General features: G+C 66.1%; 17 protein-coding genes. 10 read left to right on the forward strand and 7 right to left on the reverse strand.

Going from position 1 to position 21,524, the window contains the following annotated elements; all coding sequences use genetic code 11:
* Nucleotides 1–12: 12 nt before the first annotated feature.
* The gene (gene murA, locus ACSQ3P_RS09145) at nt 13–1,302 is read right to left on the reverse strand and encodes a UDP-N-acetylglucosamine 1-carboxyvinyltransferase (RefSeq protein WP_310158488.1); all 1,290 of its coding nucleotides are present in this window, start codon (nt 1,300–1,302) and stop codon (nt 13–15) included.
* A 777-nt stretch (nt 1,303–2,079) separates the two neighbouring features.
* Between murA and ACSQ3P_RS09150 the strand changes: the two genes are divergently transcribed.
* The 4 genes from ACSQ3P_RS09150 to ACSQ3P_RS09165 all read left to right on the forward strand — a co-directional run bounded on the left by ACSQ3P_RS09150 (nt 2,080) and on the right by ACSQ3P_RS09165 (nt 8,575).
* Nucleotides 2,080–3,042, forward strand: a complete 963-nt coding sequence (locus tag ACSQ3P_RS09150) for an enoyl-CoA hydratase-related protein (protein WP_436165285.1) — start codon at nt 2,080–2,082, stop codon at nt 3,040–3,042.
* Between the two features lie 146 nt (nt 3,043–3,188).
* Nucleotides 3,189–5,516, forward strand: a complete 2,328-nt coding sequence (locus tag ACSQ3P_RS09155) for a putative bifunctional diguanylate cyclase/phosphodiesterase (protein WP_436165286.1) — start codon at nt 3,189–3,191, stop codon at nt 5,514–5,516.
* A gap of 108 nt (nt 5,517–5,624) precedes the next feature.
* A complete protein-coding gene (locus ACSQ3P_RS09160) occupies nt 5,625–7,106 on the forward strand; it encodes a dihydrolipoyl dehydrogenase family protein (RefSeq protein WP_436165287.1) in 1,482 nt (493 codons plus the stop codon).
* Between the two features lie 11 nt (nt 7,107–7,117).
* Entirely contained in the window at nt 7,118–8,575 is a 1,458-nt protein-coding gene (locus ACSQ3P_RS09165; protein WP_436165288.1) for a sensor histidine kinase, read from the forward strand.
* Nucleotides 8,576–8,608: 33 nt separating this feature from the next.
* On the opposite strand, the gene ACSQ3P_RS09170 is transcribed toward ACSQ3P_RS09165, so the two are convergent.
* Together ACSQ3P_RS09170 and ACSQ3P_RS09175 are read right to left on the reverse strand one after the other, a co-directional pair.
* The gene (locus ACSQ3P_RS09170) at nt 8,609–9,070 is read right to left on the reverse strand and encodes a hypothetical protein (protein WP_436165289.1); all 462 of its coding nucleotides are present in this window, start codon (nt 9,068–9,070) and stop codon (nt 8,609–8,611) included.
* A 17-nt stretch (nt 9,071–9,087) separates the two neighbouring features.
* Nucleotides 9,088–9,717 carry a S24 family peptidase gene (locus ACSQ3P_RS09175; RefSeq protein ID WP_436165290.1) on the reverse strand — a complete coding sequence of 210 codons (630 nt, stop codon included), beginning with the start codon at nt 9,715–9,717 and terminating at the stop codon, nt 9,088–9,090.
* Between the two features lie 214 nt (nt 9,718–9,931).
* On the opposite strand from ACSQ3P_RS09175, the gene ACSQ3P_RS09180 reads away from it, so the two are divergent.
* Together ACSQ3P_RS09180 and ACSQ3P_RS09185 are read left to right on the forward strand one after the other, a co-directional pair.
* Nucleotides 9,932–10,276: a DUF952 domain-containing protein gene (locus ACSQ3P_RS09180; RefSeq protein WP_310158495.1), complete on the forward strand. Its 345-nt coding sequence runs from the start codon at nt 9,932–9,934 to the stop codon at nt 10,274–10,276.
* Entirely contained in the window at nt 10,273–11,370 is a 1,098-nt protein-coding gene (locus tag ACSQ3P_RS09185; protein ID WP_436165291.1) for a quinone-dependent dihydroorotate dehydrogenase, read from the forward strand. Before ACSQ3P_RS09180 ends, ACSQ3P_RS09185 begins: the two co-directional genes overlap by 4 nt.
* A 227-nt stretch (nt 11,371–11,597) precedes the next feature.
* Here the strand turns inward: ACSQ3P_RS09185 and ACSQ3P_RS09190 are convergent, their stop codons facing one another.
* The 3 genes from ACSQ3P_RS09190 to ACSQ3P_RS09200 all read right to left on the reverse strand — a co-directional run bounded on the left by ACSQ3P_RS09190 (nt 11,598) and on the right by ACSQ3P_RS09200 (nt 14,455).
* A complete protein-coding gene (locus tag ACSQ3P_RS09190; protein ID WP_436165292.1) occupies nt 11,598–11,867 on the reverse strand; it encodes a DUF6460 domain-containing protein in 270 nt (89 codons plus the stop codon).
* Between the two features lie 88 nt (nt 11,868–11,955).
* Nucleotides 11,956–12,636 (reverse strand): response regulator, encoded by a 681-nt coding sequence (locus ACSQ3P_RS09195; protein WP_069692587.1) that lies wholly within the window; start codon nt 12,634–12,636, stop codon nt 11,956–11,958.
* A 184-nt stretch (nt 12,637–12,820) separates the two neighbouring features.
* Nucleotides 12,821–14,455: a cisplatin damage response ATP-dependent DNA ligase gene (locus ACSQ3P_RS09200; RefSeq protein WP_436165293.1), complete on the reverse strand. Its 1,635-nt coding sequence runs from the start codon at nt 14,453–14,455 to the stop codon at nt 12,821–12,823.
* 113 nt (nt 14,456–14,568) lie between these two features.
* On the opposite strand from ACSQ3P_RS09200, the gene ACSQ3P_RS09205 reads away from it, so the two are divergent.
* On the forward strand, nt 14,569–15,339 hold the full coding sequence (locus ACSQ3P_RS09205; protein WP_436165294.1) for an SGNH/GDSL hydrolase family protein: 771 nt from the start codon (nt 14,569–14,571) through the stop codon (nt 15,337–15,339).
* Nucleotides 15,340–15,346: 7 nt separating this feature from the next.
* Here ACSQ3P_RS09205 and ACSQ3P_RS09210 read toward each other — a convergent pair whose 3' ends face one another.
* On the reverse strand, nt 15,347–16,420 hold the full coding sequence (locus ACSQ3P_RS09210; RefSeq protein ID WP_436165295.1) for a ligase-associated DNA damage response exonuclease: 1,074 nt from the start codon (nt 16,418–16,420) through the stop codon (nt 15,347–15,349).
* 23 nt (nt 16,421–16,443) lie between these two features.
* Here ACSQ3P_RS09210 and ACSQ3P_RS09215 point away from each other — a divergent pair, with 23 nt between their 5' ends.
* The 3 genes from ACSQ3P_RS09215 (at nt 16,444) to pdeM (ending at nt 21,455) form a co-directional block, all read left to right on the forward strand.
* Complete coding sequence (locus ACSQ3P_RS09215) at nt 16,444–17,403, forward strand: methyltransferase domain-containing protein (protein WP_436165296.1); 960 nt, start codon at nt 16,444–16,446, stop codon at nt 17,401–17,403.
* An 846-nt stretch (nt 17,404–18,249) separates the two neighbouring features.
* Nucleotides 18,250–20,739 carry a ligase-associated DNA damage response DEXH box helicase gene (locus ACSQ3P_RS09220; RefSeq protein ID WP_436165297.1) on the forward strand — a complete coding sequence of 830 codons (2,490 nt, stop codon included), beginning with the start codon at nt 18,250–18,252 and terminating at the stop codon, nt 20,737–20,739.
* Nucleotides 20,736–21,455 (forward strand): ligase-associated DNA damage response endonuclease PdeM, encoded by a 720-nt coding sequence (pdeM, locus tag ACSQ3P_RS09225; protein WP_436165298.1) that lies wholly within the window; start codon nt 20,736–20,738, stop codon nt 21,453–21,455. Before ACSQ3P_RS09220 ends, pdeM begins: the two co-directional genes overlap by 4 nt.
* The last annotated feature ends 69 nt before the right edge of the window (nt 21,456–21,524 follow it).

The following is a 21,524-nucleotide window of genomic DNA, read 5'->3' on the forward strand; positions in this document are numbered from 1 at the left end:
CGCGCGGCAACGTCAACTGCTGATGCGTTCGACCTCGGCGCCGCAACGCGTCAGCTTCGCCTCGAGCGCCTCGAAACCGCGGTCGAGATGGTAGACCCGGTTGATCGTGGTGTCGCCTTCGGCGGCGAGACCGCCGATGACGAGCGAGACCGAGGCGCGCAGATCCGTCGCCATCACCGGTGCGCCGGTGAGCTTGGCGACGCCCTCGACATAGGCGGCATCACCGTCGAGCCTGATCTTGGCGCCCAGCCGCGCCAACTCCTGCACATGCATGAAGCGGTTCTCGAAGATGGTCTCGCGAATGCGCGAGGTGCCCTTGGCCCGCGTCATCAGCGCCATGAACTGCGCCTGGAGATCGGTCGGGAAGCCCGGAAAAGGGTCCGTGTCGACATCGACGGCGTTCAGCGCCTGGCCGTTGCGGCGCACACGGATACCCTCATTCGTCGAGCTGATATCGACGCCCGCCTGGGTCAGGACGTCGAGCGCCGATTGCAGCAGGTCGGGCCGTGCGCCTTCGAGCAGCACGTCGCCACCCGTCATCGCGACGGCCATGGCATAGGTCCCGGTCTCGATCCGGTCGGGCAGGACTGCGTGATGGGCACCGCCAAGGCGGGCGACACCGGTGACGACGATGCGCGAGGTGCCTGCCCCCTCGATCTTGGCGCCCATCTTGACGAGGCAGGCGGCAAGGTCCGTCACCTCCGGCTCGCGCGCGGCATTCTCGATGACCGTCGTGCCATCGGCCAGTACCGCAGCCATCAGCGCGGTATGGGTGCCGCCGACCGTGACCTTAGGGAAGTTGATCTCGGCGCCCTTCAGGCCCTTGGGCGCCCGCGCCAGGGCGTAGCCGTTCTCGATGGTGATCTGTGCGCCGAGCTTCTCCAGCGCCATCAGCAGCAGGTCGACGGGACGCGTACCGATGGCGCAGCCGCCGGGCAGCGAGACCTTGGCCTCACCCATGCGCGCCAGGATCGGCGCGATGACCCAGAAGCTCGCCCGCATGGTCGAGACCAATTCATAGGGCGCACAGGTATCGGTGATCTGGCGAGCCGTCAGCGAGATGGTCTGGCCGCTTTCGGCCGACTGGCCAATGCGCTTGCCCGCGACCGTGCGATCGACGCCCTGATTGGACAGGATGCGCGACAGCGCCGTGACGTCGGAGAGGCGCGGCACATTGACCAGCGTCAAAGTCTCGTCCGTCAGCAGGCTTGCGATCATCAGCGGCAGAGCGGCGTTTTTCGCACCCGAGATCTGGATATTGCCATTGAGGCGCTGGCCGCCGGTAATGCGGATCTTGTCCATCGTGATGACCTGCTGGCCTGCCGCCGCGAAAAGGCCGGGCGGCGCATGAATATGAAAATCAGGACCGGGAGGTTTCGGCCTGGGCTTGCGATACCGGTTCCTGCGCTTTCGCCTCATCCGTGCGGCGAGCGCGGGCCTGAGCCTTGCGGCGCTTCAGGTTCTCGCGGAGAGCGGCGGCAAGGCGCGCTCTCTTCTCGTCTTCTGCGGATGGTGGGCGGTTCACGGCATCAACTCGGCATCAACGTTTCAACGCTCGGATCACGGCGAATTCGCGGCGCATCGTTAGCCCTGGTTGTGGTTTTGAACAAGCGGGTGAGCGCGCGGCAAGACGTAAGCCAGCAAGACGCGCCCGTTGCCGGCCTTGTCCCATTCCGAGACAGGTCTCGCGTGCCACAGCGGCTCATCCCGGCATTCCCCTCGCTTCGCATCGGCTTCGCGCGGGACGATCCGCCCCCCGGAAAAGAAACGATCCGCCGCGTTCGACAAGCTGCGAGACCGATTGTTCCGCCCTGGAAGGAACCCGCGCCCGAATCTTTCCTTCGCAGAGCGGCGCAGCGCGAGCCCCTCCGGGGAGCACATGATTTGCTCAAGGCGAGGGTGCGATCGGGATCTGTTCCACATCGTTCAAGGGCTTGGTCACGACACCGGGTTCGAGTTGACGACAGGGAATAAAGCTTAACGAAATTAACCATTTCCGCGGGATCCCGTTTACAGTTTCTTAACTTCAACTACCTTGACCGGGCGTTCTTGACGCGCGGCAACCGGGAGGTCAGCGGCATGCTCCAGTCTCTTTCGTCAGTTCCGAAGGCTGGTTTTGCGACGACTCTCGACAGCTGCGACGTCATCGACGCCATCCGGCATCAAGCCGGCTTCCTGCCCGAGGTGCAGATCGACTACGAACCCGACATCCTGACCCTGTGGGTGACGATCCGGCCTGAGCTAAAGCCGGTTTTCACGCTTCAGCTGCTCGACAGCCTGGGCAAGATTCAGCGCGCGATCTTCGCGCTGTGGGGCGCGCCGGACCAATATCACCGCGCTCCGATCCGCTTTCTCGCCTTCCGCGGAACGGGCCCGTTCTTCACGCTCGGCGGCGATCTCGACTTCTATCTCGACTGCCTGGCCAAGAATGATCGCGCGGCGCTGGCCGAATATGCGCGGCTCTCGATCGAGGGCGCTGTCTGGAACGCCAGCGGCCTGAACGGCCTCGTGGTCACGCTCTCGACCATTCACGCCAAGGCGATCGGCGGCGGCATCGATGCACCACGCTCCTGCAACATCATGATCGCCGAGGAGCAGGCCTCGTTCGTCTACCCAGAAATCAAGTTCAACCATTTCCCGATCACGGCGGTCGCGATCCTGTCGCGCCGCATGGGACCGCGCGCCGCCGAGCAGATGCTGCTCTCCGGCGAGGAGCTCAGCGCCCACGATTTCATGGCGGCGGGCGGCCTCGAAGCCGTCGTCCCGACGGGAACGGGCGAGAACTGGATCCGCAAATACGCCGCCGATTCCTTGCCCATGCATGCCGCCAAGACCGCCCTGTTCTCGGCCTTCAACCGCCGCGCCGGCGATCTGAGGGAGGAGCTGGAGCACCTCGGAGAGATCTGGACCAATTGCATGCTGCGGCTGAACCCCAGCGCGATCTCGAAGCTACAACGCATCGCGCAGACGCAGGACCGTATGCTCGCCCGCGTCTACCAGCGCCCACCTGCGGTTGCAGCAAGCGCTTCGAGCGGCCGCTAAGGCCGCATTAAGGCCGTATGCGGCCCCTCCGAATTCGGAGAACACCCACACCAAACATTTACTTCTGCCGCCATAAAGCATTTAAACGGAGCGACTTGTGGCGAGAGATGCGCGATCTCCGCTTGTCGCCGTAAAGGGCGGGAGCGATGGCGGAAGCCCTCAGGCGATCAGCGGATGGCGGCTTGAGCGATCCGGGCAAGGATTTCGATCTGCCCGGCTACCGCCTGCTCGTCAGCTCGCTCTTCTCGTCGCCGGCCTCGATCGTACCCGGCGGGATCGCCGGCATCCTGACGCCCTATCTGTGCTGGCTCTCGAGCGACAAGCACCTGTTCTTGAATCTGACCGTTCTGGTCGCGCTGATCGTCTCGCTGCGGTTGATGACGGTGATCTCCTATCGTCGGAAGGACCATTCCGAGGACGGCCTGCACCAAACGCGGCGCTGGGATCGCGAGTATTTCTTCGGCGCCACCGCCTTCAGCGCCGTCCTCGGCTATAGCTGCTATGCCGCGCTGGCTCTGACCGACGACGCCGCAGCGCATATCACCTCGGTCGCTTCGACGATCGCGCTCGCCTCGGGCTATGTCTCGCGCAATGCCGGGCGGCCGAAATTCGTCGCGGTGCAGATCCTGACCTTCTGCATTCCGATGGCCGTGGGCCTGATCCAGGCCCATAATGTCTACTATCAGTATATCGGCTATTTCGCCTTCCTCTATGTCGCGGCCAATATCGCGATCACCAACTCGCTGCATCGCAACCTGCTCGCGCTGAGCGATGCGACCAAGCAGTCGAAGGCCCTGGCCTCGGCGCTGCATTCGCAGAACCTGACCCTGGATGCCGCCCTCAACACCATGATCCACGGGCTCGCGATGTTCGACCGCGATCTGAAGCTCGCGGTCAGCAACGCGCCCTATCGCGCGCTCTACGGCATTCCCGAAACGCTCGCGCTGCCGGGCACGCCATTGACCGCAATCGCCCGCTTCCTGATCGAACGGCAGATCATCGACGCCGATCAGGTGCGCGACGTCAGGGGCGCGCTCGTGGCGGTGCAGGACATGCAGCAGACGATGAGCCGCGAGCTCCAGACCCGGGGCGGTCGCGTGCTCGTCATCACCATCGCGCCGGCAGCCGAAGGCGGCGTGCTGATGCTGACCGAGGACGCCACCGATCGGAAGGCGACCGAGGCGCGCATCGAGCAGATGGCGCGCTTCGACGAATTGACCGGGCTCGCCAACCGCTTCGAGTTCAACAACCACATCACCGAAGCCTTCGCCCGGCTGGAGCGGACCGGCGAGGCCTTCGCGCTGCTCTATGTCGATCTGGACGGCTTCAAACAGGTCAACGACAATCTCGGCCACGATATCGGCGATCGCGTGCTGAGCGAAACGGCGAACCGGCTGAAGAGCACCATTCGCGGCGGAGACCTGCTCGCCCGCTTCGGCGGCGACGAATTCCTGCTGATCCTGCCTTCGGCCAGCCACGCCGTCGTCACCAATATCGCGCAGCGCATGATCGACGCGATGTCCAAGGTTTTCCACCTCGACACCAAGAGCGTCTACGTCACGGCCAGCGTCGGCATCGCCATGGCGCCCCATGACGGTGCGACGCCCGTGGATCTGCTGCGGCACGCCGACACCGCGCTCTACAAGGCCAAGGGCGCCGGCCGCAACACGCTGACCTTCTTCAATCCGGCAATGGCGGAGGAGATGCTCGACCGGCACGAGATCGAGGTCGATCTGCGCAAGGCCTGCGACGATGGCGCGCTCGAACTCTATTACCAGCCGATCATCGACCTGAAGACGCATGAGATCGTGACGCGCGAGGCGCTGATGCGCTGGCACCACCCGACGCGCGGCATGATCCCGCCCGGCGTGTTCATTCCGATCGCCGAGCAATCCGGCCTGATCGCGGCGATGGGGAACTGGGCGATCCGGCAGGCCTGCAAGGATGCGGCGCAGTGGGGCAACGAGATCGGCGTCTCCGTCAACATCTCGCCGCTGCAGTTCCGCGAACCGCGCCGCATCGTCGAAACGGTGAAGGACGCGCTGATCAGCTCCCATCTCGGCTCGCATCGGCTGACGCTGGAGGTGACGGAATCGCTGCTGATCGAGGACAATAAGAGCACGCTTGCCGTCATCGACGAGCTCAGGGCGCTCGGCGTGCGCTTCGCGCTCGACGATTTCGGCACCGGCTATTCCTCGCTCGCCTATCTCTCGACCTACCCCTTCGCGCAGGTGAAGATCGACCAGAGCTTCACCCGCAACGTCCACACCAACGAGGCCTCGAAGGCGATCATCGAGGCGGTCTGCCAGCTCGCGCGCCGGCTCTCGATGAATGTCGTGGTCGAGGGCATCGAGACCGAGCAGCAGCGCATCGCCGTGCAATTGCTCGGCGCGCAGCGGGCCCAGGGCTATCTCTTCGGCCGGCCCGAGCCGCTCTCGGCCTTCTCCCCCGACAAGGGCCGCAAGATCGCCTGAATGTCCCTCTGACGCTCTTCCGGCTTGTGCGGCCTTGATTCCGGCGGCCTCGCGACGCATCAGCAGTTGCAAGAGCGATTGCAAGACAGGCGGATCGGGAGGAGCGGCGTGAGCACGACCACAGCACCAGCGCCGAGACCTGCGCCGCTGACGCCGGACATCTGCGTGATCGGGGCAGGTGCGGCCGGGCTGTCGCTCGCCACCGCCGCGGCTGCATTCGGCGTACGTGTCGTCCTCGTCGAGCACGGCAGCATGGGCGCGGGCCATCCGAATGCCGGCAGCGTATCGGCCAGGGCGCTCAGTGCCGCAGGCGCGCGGGCGCAGGCCCTCCGGGAGGCCGGGCGCTTCGGTATCTCGGCCGGCGAGCCGCAAGTGAACGTGCAAGTGAACTATGCGCAGGTCCACGACCATGTTCAGCGCGTCGTTGCCGCGATCGCCCCCAATGATTCGGCGGAGCGCCTCGGTGCGCTCGGCGTCCATGTGATCAGGAGCGAGGCACGCTTCATCAGCCGCAGCACGGTCATGGCCGGCGACCAGGCGATCAAAGCGCGACGCTTCGTGATCGCGACCGGCTCGCGGCCGTCCGCGCCGCCGCTTCCCGGGCTCGACGCGGTCCCGTTCCTGACCAGCGAGAGCCTGTTTTCACTGACACGCCGGCCCGAGCGCCTGCTGGTTCTCGGCGCCGGATCGACCGGTGTCGAACTCGCGCAGGCCATGGCTCGGCTCGGCAGCACGGTCAGCATCGTCGAGGCCGGGAGCCTTTTGCTTGATGCCGATCCGGAGGCCGCACTGATCCTGCGCCGCGCGCTGCTGCGCGACGGCATAACGCTGCACGAGCAGGCCAGGGTGCTGCGCGCAGAGACGATCAAGGGCGGCGTCAGGCTGATGCTGGCGGGCCCCGACGGCGAGGCCGACCATAAGCTCGACGGGACGCATCTTCTGGTCGCGACGGGGCGCACGCCCAATATCGAGGCGCTCGACCTCGAACTTGGCGGCATCAACAGCAACACTGGGGGCGTGATCGTCGACAAGGGGCTGCGCACCGGCAACCGTCGCGTCTTCGCGATCGGCGACTGTGCCGGTGGGGCAGCCGGCGGGCCGCACTCCAGCCATGCCGGCCATGAGCAGGCTGGGCTCGTCTTGCGCAACGCCTTGTTCCGCCTCCCGGTCAGGACCAATGCAACGGCGATCCCGCGCGTGACCTATTGCCATCCGGAGCTCGCCAGCGTCGGCCTGACCGAGGCCGAGGCGCGCAAACGCAGCGCTGCGATCACCATCCTGCGCTGGCCTTATGCCGAGAACGACCGTGCCCAGGCCGAGCACGAGACCGATGGTTTCGTGAAGCTCGTCGCAGACCGGCGGGGCCGCGTCCTCGGCGCCACCATCGTCGGCGTCGGCGCCGGCGAGCTGATCGCGCCCTGGTGCATGGCCGTGCGGAAGGGCCTGACGGTCCAGGACATGGCGGGGCTCGCCTTGCCCTATCCGACCTTCTCGGAGGCCTCGAAGCGGGCGGCGATGTCGTTCTACGCGCCGATGGCGGCAAAGCCGGGAATCCGACGGCTCATCGGCTTTCTCAGCCGTTTCGGCTAAGCTCCCATTCAATGCAGCAACCTGATCTCGACGCGACGCAACTCTCGGTCAGCCTGCCGCGCGGCCTGACGCGGCTCGGCCTCTCGGCCAAGCTGCTGCTTTTGACCGTGCTGTTCGTGATGCTGGCGGAAATTCTGATCTATTTGCCGTCGGTCGCGAATTTCCGGCGCAATTGGCTGAACGACCGGCTTGCCGCGGCCCAGGTCGCGGTGCTGGTGCTGGAAGGCGCACCCGACGAACGCCTGCCCGAAGAGAGCGAAGCCCGGTTGCTGATGGGCGTCGGCGCGCGCGCCATCGCCGCCCGCGTCGGCGGGGCACGCCGCCTGCTCAGCCTCGACTCGATGCCGCCGACGGTCGCCCGCAAGGTCGATCTGCGGGATGCGAGCTGGATGACTGCGCTCAAAGAGGCGGTCGAGATTCTGGTAGCCCCGCCGCACGACATGCCGATCCGCGTCATCGGCCAGGCCATGGGCGGGGCGGACTTCGTCGAGATCGTCATCGACGAGGCGCCGCTGCGGCGCGCGATGCTGGTCTTTTCCGGCAACATCCTGCTGATCTCGCTGCTGATCTCCGTCCTGACGGCGGGGCTGGTCTATCTCGCGCTGAACTGGATGATCGTCGGGCCGATCCGCCAGCTCGCTGCCAATGTGATGGAATTCGAGGCCGATCCGGAGAATCCGCACCGGATCATCGAGCCTTCCCAGCGCGCCGACGAGATCGGCGAGGCCGAACGGGCGCTGGCGCGCATGCAGATGACGCTGGCCGGCGAATTGCGCACCAAGAAGCACCTCGCCGAGCTCGGGCTGGCCGTCAGCAAGGTCAACCACGACCTGCGCAACATGCTGGCCTCGGCGCAGCTGATGTCCGACCGGCTGGTCGACACCCGCGACGCCAAGATCCGGCGCTTCGCGCCGCGCCTGATCGCGACGCTCGGCCGGGCGATCGATTTCTGCCAGGCGACATTGGCCTATGGCCGCGCGGCCGAGGCGACGCCGCTGCTGCGCGAGATCGCGCTGCGCCAGCTCGTCGCCGAGCAGGCCGAGATGCTCGGCCTGCCCGAGAACAAGCAGCTCAACTTCGTCAACGAGGTTCCAGCCGGATTGATCGCGCGCTGCGACCCCGACCAGATGGCGCGCGTTCTGCTCAACCTGATGCGGAACTCCGTGCAGGCGCTGGCGCGAGAGGGAGGCGAGAGCGACGACCAGCCCATGTTGACGGTCAAGGCGCAGCAGCTCGACGGGGCGTTGCATCTGCGCGTCACCGATAACGGCCCCGGCGTGCCCCAGCGGGCGAAAGCCAACCTGTTCCAGGCCTTTCGCGGCTCGGTCACGCCAGGCGGAACCGGGCTTGGCCTCGCCATCGCCGCCGAGCTCGTCAGGCTGCATGGCGGCATGATCGAGCTCGAGCCCTCGGAGACGGGCGCGGTGTTCAAGGTGACGCTGCCGGCGCGCCGGCAGAACGGGAATTGAGGTCGCGATCTGCAAGAGGGTTGGCTCGCGCCCCTATCGCGTGAAGCTACCCGCTACGACAAATCCGGCGTCATGGTTCAGACGGCCGATCGAGAGCATGCAGACCTCGTTTATGAGTACTATCTTCGAGCGCGTTCCCTCGATGGCTTCTGAAATATCCTGATCGATAGGCTTCTTGATCGCGGAAAATGCGATTCGCGTCGAAAAACGATCCCATAAGTTCTTCAAGCGATCGACCGGAATGCTCCCCGATATCGAAAACGTCGCAATATCAAATTTCGCGTCATGATCGACGAACATGTAAAGCGCTTTATCCAGGGATCTGCAGTTCAACAGATTGTCCTTGGCATCGCATTGATATTGGCCTGCCGGCATCTCCCGCTCGAAGTACCCTTTGATGTCGGCCTTCAGCGCATCGATTCCGGTGATGCGAATGCCACAAGCGAAGGTCGGCGTCGCAAAGGCGCCAACGAACAGGGCGATCGCCAGCTTCATCCTCATGGTCCTGGCCCTCATTGGCTCGCCCAGATCACCCGCGCCATGAAAGCGATCTCATTCAGGCCCAGCATCCGGTCGGGATGCTCCGGGTTGAGCGAGGCGAGCTCGACGGTCTTGGCGGTCTGACGCCTGAGCTGCTTGGCCAGGACCTCGCCCTCGACCGTCTTGACCACGACGCGGTCGCCACGCCGTACCGTCGCGGTCGGCGAGACGATGATGGTGTCGCCATCGCGATAGAGCGGCAGCATCGAGTCGCCGGCGATCTCCAGCGCATAGGCCTTCTCGTCAGCGACGCCGGGAAAGGCGACCTCCTCCCAGCCGGCGCCGACGGGAAGGCCGTCATCGTCGAAGAAGCCGCCCGATCCCGCCTGGGCGAAGCCGATCAGGGGAATGGTACGCGAAGGCGCCGGCCCCCGCCGCATCACCACGCTCATGAATTCATCGAGCGAGGCGCCGGTCGCGGCCAGGATCTTGGCGATCGATTCGGTCGAGGGCCAGCGTTCGCGGCCATCGGGCCCGAGACGCTTGGAGCGGTTGAAGGTGGTCGCGTCGAGCCCGGCCTTGCGGGCCAGCCCCGAAGCCGTGAAGCCGTAGCGCTGGGCGAGCGCATCGATGGCGCTCCAGATCTGCTCATGGGACAGCATCGCGGAGGCCTCGTTCCTGATGTTTCCCGCTAAGTTGGCGGCCAGAATAGGAAGTACGCCCTATCAGAAAGATTTCAATCCGCTTCTCGCGGAAATGCGGATGAGATTTGCCCAATCCTGCTGCCAGCCGCGAGAGCCGGATGCGAAAAACCGGCTCCCACATTTTCGTATCGTGCTCTATGTCGAGGCCCCTGCGAATCCGGCGAGGCTGTGCGTGCCGCTCATCTACAAGATCTGCCCCGAAGCCTTATGGCGCGAAGCCGAGCTTTCCGGCCGCTTCAATGGCGCGCCGATCGACCTCGCCGATGGCTACATCCATTTCTCGACCGGAGCTCAGGCGCGGGAAACCGCGGCGAAGCACTTCGTCGGCCAGCGCGACCTGCTGCTGATCGCGATCGACACCTCACGCCTCGGCGAAGCCTTGCGCCATGAGCCCTCGCGCGGCGGGGCGCTGTTTCCCCATCTCTACGCCGCGCTCGACCCCAAATCAGTCCGCTGGATCGCGCCGCTTCCGCTCGCAGCCGACGGCACCCATCTCTTTCCGGAGGATGTCGCGTGATCGGCGCCCTGTTCAATCTCGCCCGCCCGCTGATCCACCGGCTCGACGCCGAAACGGCCCATCGCATGACGGTCGCGGCGCTCGCCGTCGCGCCGGCGCTGAGGCCGGCCGCCGACGACCCGGTCCTGGCGACGCAGGCCTTCGGCCTCTCCTTCACCAACCCGGTCGGCCTCGCGGCCGGCTTCGACAAGCATGCCGAAGCGGTGGACGGCGCGCTGGGCCTGGGCTTCGGCTTCGTCGAGGTCGGCGGCGTCACGCCCCTGCCCCAACCGGGCAATCCGCGCCCGCGCGTCTTCCGGTTGACCGAGGACGAGGCGGTGATCAACCGCTACGGCCTTAACAGCGAGGGCATGGAGGCGGTCGCCGCTCGGCTCCAGGCGCGGCGTGGCCGTCGCGGCATCGTCGGCGTCAATCTCGGGGCCAACAAGGATTCCGCCGACCGCTCCGCCGATTATGCCGTGCTCGCGCGGCGGCTGGCACCTGTCGCCGATTTCCTGACGATCAACATCTCCTCGCCCAACACGCCGGGCCTGCGCGACCTGCAGGCCGAATCGGCGCTCGACGACCTGATCGCACGGGCGCTGGCCGCGCGCGACGAGGCGGCGAACGACGCCGGCCGGGCTACGCCGATGCTGCTCAAGATCGCGCCGGATCTGAGCCTGCCCGAGCTCGACGGCATCGTGGCGGTGGCGCGCAAGCGCGGCATCGACGGCATGATCGTCTCGAACACGACGGTGGCGCGCCCAGCGACCCTGCGCAACCTAGCGAAGGCCGAGACCGGCGGCCTCTCGGGCAAGCCGCTCTTCCTGCCTTCGACCAGGCTGCTCGCCGAAACCTTCCTGCGTGTCGAGCGCCAGTTCCCGCTGATCGGCGTCGGCGGAATCGATTCGACCGCGACCGCCTTCGCCAAGATCCGGGCCGGCGCCGATCTCGTGCAGTTCTACTCGGCCCTGGTCTTTCACGGGCCGGCACTGGCCGCGACCATCAAGGCAGGCCTCACGGCCGAGGCCCGCAAGACGGGGGTCGGCAGGCTCAGCGCCCTTGTCGGACGCGATGCCGCCGCGATCGCGCGCGGCGAGACGCTCGGAGGTTAGATTCCAAAGGCTTAGTGCCCGCTTGGAAATTCCAGCCCTCATCCTGAGGAGCTGCGATGCAGCGTCTCGAAGGATGCTCCAGATGGTTGGGGAGCCTCCTGGAGCATCCTTCGAGACGCCATGCCCAAGGGAATGGCTCCTCAGGATGAGGGCTCGCGGAGTTTCCAAACGGTCTCTTAGAGCCTTGCTCCAGCGAAAAACCGGTTCCCGGTTTTTCGCATCCGGTGCTAGCGCCGGGAGGCGAACAGGCGCGAGAGCAGCCAGAGCGGCACCACGATCAGCGCACCGGCGATGACCCATTGCCCGATCTCGCGGACGGCCCCGAAGCCGAGATCCCCAAGCGAGCGGACAAAGCGCGCCACGACCTCGTAAAGCCCGCGTGGCGACAAGCCGAGAAACGCCATCGCCGCACCCACGAGCAGCGAGATGAAGATCAATCGGACCAGGACGCTGAGCACGGAGCCGCCGAGAAAGCCTTCGATATTGCCATTCGCCATTGCGAAAATCCCCCAAACACGAACCGATCAGACCATTGCCCGGTTGAACCGGGGCTGAATGGCGACGCGCCCCGCTGTCACCCCACCTTCATATCGTCGCGGATGCGCCTGCCGTCGCCCAGGCCGTACCGGCGATCTTGGCGGCGGCGATGACGGCCTGCGTGCGGCTGTCGACATTGAGCTTGGTCAGGATCGCGGAGACATGCGCCTTCACGGTCGCTTCGGAGACGCCGAGCTCATAGGCGATCTGCTTGTTGAGCAACCCCTCCGACAGCATCATCAGCACGCGCACCTGCTGCGGCGTCAGCGTCGAGAGCCGGCGCACCATGTCGGCGACCTCGATATCGACCGGCGAAGACAGATCGACGCCCGGCGGCGTCCAGACGCTGCCGGCGAGCACGGCGCGGATCGCCTCGCCCATCTGCTCGACATCGGCCGTCTTCGGCAGGAAACCGAGCGCTCCGAACTCGATGCAGCGGCGGATCACGGTCGGCTCGTCATTGGCCGAGACCACGATGACCGGCACCTCGGGATGGTCGGCGCGCAGGAAGAGCAGGCCCGAGAAGCCCTGCACGCCCGGCATCGTCAGGTCGAGCAGGACGAGATCGGCGTCGGCCCCTTGCGACAAGGCCTCGGTCAATGATTCCAGCGAACCGACCTCGCTGACATCCGCGCCCTCGAGCGCGTGCGAGACAGCCTGCCGCAACGCGCCCCGGAACAGGGGATGGTCGTCCGCGATCACGATCCGCGTCGAAGGCTGCTTCGTCATCGCGCATATCCCTGTTCGTCTGCCGGTCGCGCCATACTGCCCCAGTCGCGACCGCGATCTCAAGCACACCGGCCTGCCGCTATCGCAAGGCCGGCGCGCGATCATGAAGGCTCTGAACCAGATCGGCGCATGTTGCAATGCAATCAGGAGACGGCCTTTCGGCGTAGTTCCTGCCGGGCTCGGCTCATCCCTCCGCCGGCAGGAGCCGTTCCAGCGCCTCGATCCGGTCAGCCTCTCCAGGCGGTTTGTCCCAGCGGATGCGGTTGATGCGGGGAAAACGCATGGCGAGCCCGGATTTATGCCGGGTCGAGCGCTGCAAGCCCTCGAAGGCGACCTCGAAGACGAGGCCGCTTGCGGCGTCATGCCTGACCTCCCGCACAGGGCCGAAGCGGTTCAGCGTGTTCTTGCGCACATAGCGGTCGATCTCGACCAGCTCCTCATCGGTGAAGCCGAAATAGGCCTTGCCGACCGGCACCAGCTCCTGCCCCTCCGGGCTCTCGCGCCAGACGCCGAAGGTGTAGTCGGAATAAAACGAAGAGCGCTTGCCGTGGCCGCGCTGGGCATACATCAGCACGCAATCAACCAGCCGCGCCTCACGCTTCCATTTCCACCAATAGCCCTTGGGCCGGCCGGGCAGATAAGGCGAATCGCTGCGCTTGATCATGCAGCCTTCGACGGCTTCCGCATCAGCCCCCGCCCCGGCAGCAGCAGGGTCGGCGCGGGCGGCGGCAAGGTCGTCCCAGCTCTCGAAAGGAATGACCCGCGAGAGATCGAAGCGCTCGCTGCCGAGCTTGCCGAGGAAAGCCTCCAGCCGGGCGCGACGCTCGATCAGCGGCAGCTCGCGAATATCCTCATCGCCATCGACCAGAAGGTCGTAGACGCGAATATGAGCGGGGAATTCCGCCAGCATCTTCACTGTTACCGTCTTGCGGTTCAGGCGCTGCTGCAAGGTGTTGAAGCTCTGGACCGCGCCATCGCGCATCACCAGCAACTCGCCATCGAGCGCCCCGTCGCGCGTCAGCGCCTCGACAAGGTCGGGAAAGGCGCCGGCAATGTCCTCGCCTGTGCGCGAATAGAGCCGCGTCAGGCGCGAGCCGTCCGGCCTTGTGCCGCTGACGGCCTGGACGCGGATGCCGTCCCATTTCCATTCGGCGCTGAAATCAGCCGGGTCGAGCTTGTCGAAATCGCCGTCCTCGACCGGGTGCGACAGCATGACCGGGCGAAACGGCGCGGGATCGCTCGCCTCTGGTCGCGGCGCCCTGCCCTCCAGCCAGGCGAAGAGCGCGGCATAGGGCGGCTCCAGCCCATGCCAGACCTGCTCGACCTCGTCGGGCGCCACGCCACCGAGGCTGGCGGCGGCCGTCTTGGCCAGGCGCGAGGAGACGCCGATGCGCAGCGCGCCGGTGATGAGCTTGAGCAAGGCCCAGCGCCCGGTCTCGTCGAGCGCGTCGAGCCAGCCCGCTACAAGACGAGGAAGATCGGTCTTGCCGGCATTGCGCAGGCCGGCGACGACATCAGGCAGATGCGGCACATCATTGGCGCCGTGCCTGGCCGGCCACATCAATGCGACCGTCTCCGAGAGATCGCCGACATAGTCATAGGACAGCGCAAACAAAACCGGATCGGCCCGCTCGGCAATCAGCGCGCGAATCAGGCCCGCCTTGGCGTTGCGGAAGACCAGCCCGCCCGTCATCGCCGCGAGCGCCAGGCCGCGATCGGGATCGGGCGTCGTGCGCAGGTAATCGGCGATCAGGGCGAGCTTGGCATTGCGGCGCGGCTCATAGGCCAGGCGGTCGAGCAGCCAGGCGAAGCGGTTCATCGCGTCGCACTCCTGCCACAGTCGGCATGTGTCCACATGTTGCGTTGCATCGTTCAGCCACCATTCATGAAGGAGACCTTACCGACGAAGGCATCTTTGGGGGGATGTTGCCGATGCGCGCCGCGATGCGGTTCCTTGCCTTGAATCTCTTCGCAGCGACGATGTTGGCCGGGGCCACCGCACAGGCGGGGACCTTCTCCTGCCGCGAAACGCCGATCGTGCAGCCTGTCGCCTCTCTCTCGGCCCTCTCCGCGCGGGTCGCGCAGGGTCCTTCGCTGACGATCCTGGCGATCGGCTCCTCCTCGACCGAGGGCATCGGCGCCTCCGCCAAGGACAAGACCTATCCGGCCCGGCTCAGGGCGCTGCTTGGCAAGGCCTGGCCCAACCTCCCGATCGAGATCGTCAATGCCGGCATCGGCGGCGAGACCGCTCCGCAGACGCTCACCCGCCTGAAGACCGCGCTCAGTGCACGCCGTTACGACCTGGTGATCTGGCAGGTCGGCACCAACGACGCCGTCAATGGCGGCGATCTCGGCGCCTTCAAGACCATGGTCGGCGACGGCATCGCCATGGTGAAGCAGGCGGGGGTGAGCCTTGCCATCCTTGATCCGCAATTCTTCCCCGGCGTCCGCGAGCCTGAACGCTATCGCGATTTCGTCACGGCCATCGCCAACACGGCGCGCGGCCAGAACGTGCCGGTGTTCACCCGCTACGACGCCATGCGGGAATGGTATCGCAACGACGCCCAGGCCTTCACGAGCGCGCTGTCCTCCGACGGCTTCCATATGAGCGATGCCGGCTATGACTGCCTCGCCCGCGACATGGCGACCGCGCTCGTCGGCATGACCGCGCCCTCGCGCGCCGTGATGGCGCAGACCCGATAACATCGTTTCAGCCGGCGACGGCATTGTCCGCCTCCCCGGCCGGCTCGGCCTCGCCTTCGTCGCCATAGCCGACCAGGTGCAGCGGCTTGGCCTTGAGGCCAACCGTGCCGCACCAATGCACCAGCGCCTCGGCCTCGCCATGCGTGACCCAGATCTCACCGGCCTGGACCTCGCGGATCGTCGCCTGGAGAGCGTCCCAATCGGCATGGTCAGAAATGATCAAGGGCAGTTCGACGCCCTTCTGCCGAGCGCGCGCCCTGATCCGCATCCAGCCCGAGGCGAAGGCGGTGACGGGATCGGGAAATTTGCGGGCCCAGAGATCCTGGATCGCGCTCGGCGGGCAGATCACGATCTCGCCGCCCAGGCTTTTGCGCTCGGCTGCGATCACCTTGCGGACATCGCCCAGTTGCGCGCCCTCAGACATGTAGAAATCGGTGAGCTTGTCCATCGCGCCATGGACGTAGATCGGGCGCTCGAAACCGGCCTCGCGGATCAGCGCCATGACGCGCTGCGCCTTCCCCAGCGAATAAGCCCCGACGATATGCGTGCGCTCGGGGAAGAGCCGGACCGATTCCAGCAATTTCACCACCTCGAGATGCGCCGGCGGATGCCGGAACACCGGCAGGCCGAAGGTCGCCTCGGTGATGAAGATGTCGCATGGCACCGGCTCGAAACCGGCGCAGGTCGGGTCGCGCTCGCGCTTATAGTCGCCGGAGACGACGATGCGCAGGCCCCTGGCCTCGACCACGATCTGGGCCGAGCCCAGCACATGCCCGGCCGGCACGAAGCGGAAATCGACCGCGCCGATCCGCGTCACCGCACCGGGAACGGCCTCCTGCCGCTCGCCCGCAAACCCCTCGCCATAGCGCAGCGCCATGATGGCGAGCGTCTCGCGCGTCGCCAGCACCGCGTCATGGCCGGCGCGCGCATGATCGGAATGGCCATGCGTGATCAGCGCCCGCGCCACGGGGCGCACGGGATCGATATGAATGTCGGCCAGCGGGCAATAGAGCCCGGCCGGCGTCGGGATCAGCAACTCCGAAGGGCGCAGGTTCTGGGAGCGCTGTCTGGCCAGTGTCATTCTCCTCAGATAGACCGACGCGCATGATCGAAAAGGGTTCCGCCACGCATTCCGCCGGTTCGGGCGATTTGAACCTCGACCGCCGCTATGCCTGGGCGGAGGCCGCGCTCAAGGATGGCGATGCTGCGGCCTGCGTCGAGATCCTCGACCAGACATTGGCGCAAGCCTACCATTTCACCGCCGCCTGGCATCTCTACGGGCTGGCGCAGGAGGCGCTCGGCCGCAATGAGGAGGCCGCCACCGCCTGGCGGCAATGCCTGACGCTCGACCCCAACGACCATTTCGGCGCGCGGCTCGACCTCGCCCGCATCGGCGCGCTGTCGGCCGAGGAGGCGACCTCGGAGAATTTCTCCGGCGTGCTGTTCGACGGCTATGCCGAGCGCTTCGACAGCCATCTGGTCGAGACCCTCCGCTACAACGCTCCTGCCCTTCTGCAGCAGGCGCTCGCCCGCATCTGTCAGGAGACGGGCAAACCCTTCCGCTTCGAGACCGTCTACGATCTCGGCTGCGGCACCGGGCTGATGGGCGAGGCGATCCGGGGGGAGACCGATTTCCTCGCCGGCTGCGATCTCTCGCCGCGCATGATCGAGCGGGCGCGGGCGAAACAGCAGGGCGACGGCACGCCGCTCTACGACAAGCTCGCCGTCGCCGGCCTGACCAGCTTCCTGGTAAGCCGGCCGGACGCCTCGACCGATCTCGTCATCGCGGCGGATGTCTTCGTTTATCTCGGCGAGTTGGGTGCGGTTTTCGCGCAGAGCGCACGCGTGCTGAAACCAGGCGGCCTGCTCGCCTTCACCGTGCAAAGCCATGAGGGTGAGGGCGTGATCGTTGGAGCCGACCGGCGCTTCGCCCATGCGGAACGCTGGCTGCGCGACAGGCTGGCGGAAGCGAAGTTGACGCCGCTGCTGGTTGAGGTCGCGAGCACAAGGCAGGATCGCGGCGTGGCCGTGCCCGGGCTGATCGTGGTGGCACAGAAGTGCTGAACGAGGTCAGTTGAGGGTCAGGAGCGGACCCTGGTAACCGGGCTATTAACGCTAAATCCCGACTACCAATTGGTCTTCCGCGCAAATCATGCCAGCACTTTGATATGCTGGAGAGAACCGAGGGTAAGGCGCGGGTCACCGTAGGAAAGCCGCTTTCGCTCTTACTGTTGTTGTCAGCAGGCGCGATGCTGACGCTAGGCGCCATGGTCCGAAATGCGCGCCGAGAAGGGCGTTGTGCCCTGAACCTGCCTTGGGATCGCGCCACGAGCGAGGCTTGGCTGCAGACATTCTTCCGCAGCGCGTGGAGCGAGGTTCATACCTTGCGCCGTATATCATCCGAATGCACCGCTCAGCTTCACGCCGACTTCGCGGTGTGCGGCCTCATCGTTTTGGCGATTTCCGTTGTGATCGCCGCGCTCATTTGCCTGCTATGCGGAGTTCTAGTCGGAAGAATTCATACCGGCAAAATTAATTCGCTTAGAGGCAGATTTAAATTTTTATTTGGCATCATAGTTATGTATATATTCGTCTTAATCGCATCAAATTCGTCGAGCATAATCGATTTTACAGGAAATAGACTAAAGAGCACAGTTCGATACGATGGATATTATATAAATACATTCAGTTATGCTATGGCCATGGCCGCCATTTTAGGAGCGCTGGTCTTTGCAGTCGTAGGCAGCGGAGCGCTGATCGGCACGGTATGGCGAGAGAGCCTTATCCAACGCCAAGGGAAAGATGACGTTAGGGTCCGCTAAGGGTCGTGGTGGCGGAGCGAAGTTAACTCAGTCTCCGCGCCAGGGTCGCCATTCCCCTGCCCGCTGCCAGACCCTATCTCTGGCAGGCATGCCGGCCGCCCCCTCCCCGCTCCCGCCCGCCTTCTCCGCCTGGTTCGCCAGCCGCGGCTGGAGCGCGCGGCCGCATCAGCTTGCCCTGCTGGAGGAGGCCCGCGCCGGGCGCTCGACCCTGCTCGTCGCGCCGACCGGCGCCGGCAAGACGCTCGCCGGCTTCCTGCCCTCTCTGGTCGAGCTCACCGAGCCTGGCCGCGAGCGCGAGGGTTTGCATACGCTGTACATCTCGCCGCTGAAGGCGCTCGCCGTCGATATCGCCCGCAATCTCGAGATGCCGATCGCGGAGATGGGCCTCCCCATCAAGGTCGAGACCCGCACCGGCGACACTTCGGCTGCCAAGCGCACGCGCCAGATGGAGCGGCCGCCCGACATCCTGCTGACGACGCCCGAGCAATTGGCGCTGCTGGTCTCGCATCGCGACGCAGAGCCTTTCTTCGCCAATTTGCGCCGCATCGTGCTCGACGAGCTGCACGCGCTGGTGACCTCGAAACGCGGCGACCTGCTCTCGCTCGACCTGGCCCGGCTGCGGACGCTCGCACCGCAGGTCAGCGCTGTGGGCCTCTCCGCCACGGTGCGCGAGCCCGCCGATCTGCAGCGCTTCCTCGGGGGGACGCAGACGCCGGCAGGGCTCGTCACCGTCACCGGCGGGGCGAAGGCGCGCATAGGCATCCTGCAGACCGCAAGCCGCCTGCCGCTGGCGGGCCACACCACCGGCCACGCCATGGGCGAGATCTACAAGGCGATCGGCCGGCACAAGCTGACGCTGGTCTTCGTCAACACGCGCATGCAGGCGGAATTCGCCTTCCAGGCGCTGTGGAGCATCAATGACGACAACCTGCCGATCGCGCTGCATCACGGCTCGCTCGATGTCGCGCAGCGCCGTAAGGTCGAGGCGGCGATGGCGGCGGGCAAACTCAAGGCCGTGGTCTGCACTGCGACGCTGGATCTCGGCATCGACTGGGGCGATGTCGATCTCGTCGTCAATATCGGCGCGCCCAAGGGGGCGAGCCGGTTGATGCAGCGCATCGGCCGCTCCAACCACCGCATGGACGAGCCCTCGCAGGCCTTGCTGGTGCCCTCCAATCGCTTCGAGCTGCTGGAGTGCAAGGCCGCGCTCGATGCGGTGGCGGAGGCCGCCCAGGACACGGCCGAGCCGCGCATCGGGGCGCTCGACGTGCTGGCCCAGCATGTGCTCGGCGTCGCCTGCTCGGACGGCTTCGAAGCCGGGGCGCTTTATGAGGAAATCCGCACCGCCTCGCCCTATGCCGGGCTGACGCGGGCGGACTTCGACGCGGTGGTGAATTTCGTCGCGACCGGCGGCTATGCGCTGCGCTCCTATGAGCGCTTCGCCAAGCTGCGGCAGGACAAGACCGGGCTTTGGCGCGCGAGCCATGCCCGCGTGATCCAGCAATACCGCATGAATGTCGGCACCATCGTCGAATCGACCATGCTCAAGGTCCGGCTCGGGCGGGCGCGAGCGGGCAAGCCCGGCCAGCCCTCCCGGATCACCAGCGGCGGCCGGATGCTGGGCGAGATCGAGGAGTATTTCGCGGAGACGATGACGCCGGGCGACACCTTCGTCTTCGCCGGCGAGGTGCTGCGCTTCGAGGGCATCAATGGCAATGAGGCGATCTGCTCGCGCGCCCCGCCCGGCACGGACCCGAAGATCCCCTCCTATAATGGCGGCAAGTTTCCGCTCTCGACCTTTCTGGCCGCCCGGGTCCGCGCCATGCTGGCGAACCCCAAGGAATGGGCCGCGCTGCCCGAGGAGGTCTCGTCCTGGCTGCATGCGCAGCGCTTGAAATCGCGCCTGCCCAAGCCCGGCGAACTCCTGGTCGAGACCTTTCCGCGCGGCGGCAAGTTCTACCTCGTCGCCTATCCCTTCGAGGGGCGGCTGGCCCATCAGACGCTCGGCATGCTGCTGACGCGGCGGCTGGAGCGGGCGCGGATGCGGCCGCTCGGCTTCGTCTGCAATGATTACGGCATCGCGGTCTGGGGGCTCGGCGACATGACGGCCGCGATCGCGCGCGGGCGCTTAAGCCTCGAAGAGCTCTTCGCGCAGGACATGCTCGGCGACGATCTGGAGGCGTGGCTGGCCGAATCGGCCTTGATGAAGCGCACCTTCCGCAGCTGCGCCGTCATTGCGGGCCTGATCGAACGGCGCTTTCCCGGCCAGGAAAAGAGCGGCCGCCAGGTCACGATGTCGACCGACCTGGTCTATGATGTGCTGCGCCGGCACGAGCCCGAGCATGTGCTGCTCAAGGCCGCACGCGCCGACGCCGCCACGGGCTTGCTCGACATCCAGCGGCTTGGTCAGATGCTGACACGAATCAGCGGCCATATCGTGCATCAGCCGCTGGACCATGTTTCGCCGCTCTCAGTCTCCGTCATGCTCGAGATCGGGCGCGAGGCGGTCTATGGCGAAGCAGCCGACGAGATATTGGCGGAAGCCGAAGCGATGCTGATCGAGGAGGCGATGGCGTGACCCAGGTTGCACGATCTTGGGCGGACCAGACGCAAGGATCGGCCGCGGCCTTCATGCTGGGGCGATTGGCACTCGTGCCCGATCTGTCAGGCGCGCTCTGGCTGCCGGATGAGCGCACGCTCGTCGTCGCCGATCTGCATCTGGAGAAGGGCTCGGCCTATGCGGCGCGCGGCGTCTTCCTGCCGCCCTATGATTCGGCTGCGACGCTGGCTGCGCTCGCGGCCGCGATCCTGCGCCATGCGCCTGCCCGCGTGATCGCGCTTGGCGACAGCTTTCACGATATCCACGCCGAAAGCCGCATCGCGCCCGACAACCTCGCGACATTGCGCCAGCTCCAGCAGGGCCGCGACTGGCTCTGGATCAACGGCAATCATGATCGCGAGATCGGCCCCGCCATGGGCGGTGAGACGGCGGCCGGCATCGAGATTGCCGGCGTCGCCCTGCGCCACGAGCCCGAGGCCGGCGAGGCCGGGTTCGAGATCGCCGGCCATCTCCATCCGGCGGCAAAAGTCAGGATGCGCGGGCGCGCCTTGCGGCGGCGCTGCTTCGCCTTGTCGCCGCGCCGCTGCATCATGCCGGCGATGGGCGCCTATGCCGGCGGCCTGAACCTGCGCGACGCCGCCTTCCGGCCGCTTTTCCTGGAGGGCCTGAGCGCCCATCTGCTCGGCGACGGCCGCCTCTTCCGCATTGATGAGCGGTTGCTGCTAGCTGATTGAGCTTCCCGGGTTGCATAGGCCGGGAGCTTGTGGCATCAGGACGCCGCTTCGGAACGACGCCCGCTCTGG

The sequence above is a fragment of the Allobosea sp. LjRoot9 genome, from assembly GCF_964252745.1.
In the GTDB taxonomy this organism is placed as follows: domain Bacteria; phylum Pseudomonadota; class Alphaproteobacteria; order Rhizobiales; family Beijerinckiaceae; genus Allobosea.

What these genes read in the sequence shown, in the direction of transcription:
- murA (WP_310158488.1), bottom strand. Translation starts at nt 1,302, where the DNA reads ATGGACAAGATCCGCATTACCGGCGGCCAGCGCCTCAATGGCAATATC.
- ACSQ3P_RS09150 (WP_436165285.1), top strand. Translation starts at nt 2,080, where the DNA reads ATGCTCCAGTCTCTTTCGTCAGTTCCGAAGGCTGGTTTTGCGACGACT.
- ACSQ3P_RS09155 (WP_436165286.1), top strand. Translation starts at nt 3,189, where the DNA reads ATGGCGGAAGCCCTCAGGCGATCAGCGGATGGCGGCTTGAGCGATCCG.
- ACSQ3P_RS09165 (WP_436165288.1), top strand. Translation starts at nt 7,118, where the DNA reads ATGCAGCAACCTGATCTCGACGCGACGCAACTCTCGGTCAGCCTGCCG.
- ACSQ3P_RS09170 (WP_436165289.1), bottom strand. Translation starts at nt 9,070, where the DNA reads ATGAAGCTGGCGATCGCCCTGTTCGTTGGCGCCTTTGCGACGCCGACC.
- ACSQ3P_RS09175 (WP_436165290.1), bottom strand. Translation starts at nt 9,717, where the DNA reads ATGCTGTCCCATGAGCAGATCTGGAGCGCCATCGATGCGCTCGCCCAG.
- ACSQ3P_RS09190 (WP_436165292.1), bottom strand. Translation starts at nt 11,867, where the DNA reads ATGGCGAATGGCAATATCGAAGGCTTTCTCGGCGGCTCCGTGCTCAGC.
- ACSQ3P_RS09195 (WP_069692587.1), bottom strand. Translation starts at nt 12,636, where the DNA reads ATGACGAAGCAGCCTTCGACGCGGATCGTGATCGCGGACGACCATCCC.
- ACSQ3P_RS09200 (WP_436165293.1), bottom strand. Translation starts at nt 14,455, where the DNA reads ATGAACCGCTTCGCCTGGCTGCTCGACCGCCTGGCCTATGAGCCGCGC.
- ACSQ3P_RS09205 (WP_436165294.1), top strand. Translation starts at nt 14,569, where the DNA reads ATGCGCGCCGCGATGCGGTTCCTTGCCTTGAATCTCTTCGCAGCGACG.
- ACSQ3P_RS09210 (WP_436165295.1), bottom strand. Translation starts at nt 16,420, where the DNA reads ATGACACTGGCCAGACAGCGCTCCCAGAACCTGCGCCCTTCGGAGTTG.
- ACSQ3P_RS09215 (WP_436165296.1), top strand. Translation starts at nt 16,444, where the DNA reads ATGATCGAAAAGGGTTCCGCCACGCATTCCGCCGGTTCGGGCGATTTG.
- ACSQ3P_RS09220 (WP_436165297.1), top strand. Translation starts at nt 18,250, where the DNA reads ATGCCGGCCGCCCCCTCCCCGCTCCCGCCCGCCTTCTCCGCCTGGTTC.